This is a genomic window from Citrobacter sp. wls613 (assembly GCF_005281195.1).
Lineage (GTDB): Bacteria > Pseudomonadota > Gammaproteobacteria > Enterobacterales > Enterobacteriaceae > Citrobacter > Citrobacter gillenii.
Map to the genome: position 1 here is coordinate 4,053 of NZ_SZXN01000031.1, position 1,666 is coordinate 5,718.

Consider the following 1,666-nt stretch of genomic DNA (forward strand, 5'->3'; position numbering starts at 1 on the left):
ATATCCCCGGTCATTCTTTGCGACGGCATTGCTCAGGCGATACCTGGTGGCATGCTCCCGATCGTAGCCCTGACCCAAAGCGCCAGTTTTGTAACTGGCCTTTTGGGAGGTGCGATCAACCTCACCGATCTGGATAAGTATTTCTGCCACTGGAAACCAGCGCAGGGCTCGACGCTTATTGATTACGACATTGCCCGCTACCCTTTTGCTAACCAGGTTGTGGCCGCTAATGCGCTACTGGCACAACCGTTGCGCGTTTCACTGGTTATGGAAGCGCCGGTAAACGAAAACACTGGCGCCATGACAAAGCTGGTTACCATCAGTGCGCTGCAATCCGTTCTTCAGGCCCATGCAAATCTCGGTGGAACATTCATCGTTGCCACTCCATCAGTTATCTATAACCGATGCATATTGCGCACCGTTAAGGACGTAACCGGCGGTAATGATGCGCTACCGCAACGGACGTGGATGTGGGATTTTGAACAGCCACTGATATCGGAAACAGGCGCGGAACAAGCAGTAAATAACTTTCTGGGCAAAATTGGTGGCGGTGATAAAGTCACTGAATCTGCATGGACCAGTACGGTTAATGCTCTGGGTAACACGTCGCTGGGCGGATCAGTTTCAGAAGCGATAACGGGCCTGCTTGGCAAACTGGGAGTGGCAATATGACATCTCAGTTTTACGCGTTTACTGGCAACGAGCGTCAGAGTATGGCATTCACGCCCGTTCTTGACGGAACGGTTTATAACTGCCAACTGAAATGGAATATCGCAGCCCAGAGATGGTATCTGCTAATAACGGACAGTTCCGACAACACCGTTATTAACACGGCATTAGTCGGTTCTCCGGTGGCTGGCGGAATTAACCTCATATCCGGTATTTTCAGTTCTACGGAAATGTACTGGAGGGAGAAAAACGGACAAATTGAGGTAACCAGTTAATGCGTTATTACGATATCCAGATTTTCTCTCCGGCTGATGGTGACAAACCAGAAAAATTAATTCAGCAGTATTCAAGTCATAAGAACGGCGTATATAACCCTGGGGCGTTAATGATTGAGTTCGACATTCTCAGGTTCGGTGAGTCCACTCCTCAAGGGGAGACACACCTTGTAATCTGGGGGATCGGTCCGAAAGAAATGCAGCAGGCCAGGCAAGAACTCTTCGGAAAGAAAATAAAAGTCTTTCTGGGCATGGGTAAGGGGCTCCCGCTGGCTGGCACGGTGTCTGCACCAAAACTTGTCATGCAGGGAACCATTAACCAGGTATTTGGCAACTGGCAGGGGACGGAATTAAGACTTGATTTTATTATTGTGGCTGGCCCAGTGACTGAAACGCCGCAAGGCCAGTTAATGCCATTGCCATTGACGTTTGACTGGAAGGCGGGGCAAAAGCTTTCTGTGGCCCTGACTCAGTGCTTTATGAACATTAAAGGGTATAAATTCAATATAAGCATCAGTGATCGTCTGGTTTTGAATTATTACAAAGGTCTGTTTTGCGATGATATTTCAGCACTGGCGAAAAACTTAAAAGATTTTTCATTATCGCGAATAAAAGATGTCGGTTATTCAGGCGTCGAAATTGCCATAGTTAACGGGAATGAACTCAGGGTGTGGGATAATGATTACGCCAACCATCCCGATCAGTCATCAAATAACAGTGCA

3 protein-coding genes are annotated in these 1,666 nt (G+C 48.0%); all 3 read left to right on the forward strand.

The genetic code is table 11. The features are described 5' to 3' along the window. Positions 1-672 (forward strand): hypothetical protein (locus FDX01_RS04500; RefSeq protein ID WP_249360871.1); only part of this gene is annotated, 672 nt, incomplete at its 5' end. Beyond that, complete coding sequence (locus FDX01_RS23470) at positions 669-944, forward strand: hypothetical protein (protein WP_137399309.1); 276 nt, start codon at positions 669-671, stop codon at positions 942-944. The genes FDX01_RS04500 and FDX01_RS23470, both read left to right, overlap by 4 nt. Then, positions 944-1,666, forward strand: a 723-nt coding sequence (locus FDX01_RS04515) for a hypothetical protein (protein WP_249360872.1), incomplete at its 3' end; no start/stop codon positions are given. The genes FDX01_RS23470 and FDX01_RS04515, both read left to right, overlap by 1 nt.

Bases quoted from the DNA above. Each gene is read 5' to 3' on its own strand.
- FDX01_RS23470 (WP_137399309.1), top strand. From the start codon at position 669: ATGACATCTCAGTTTTACGCGTTTACTGGCAACGAGCGTCAGAGTATG.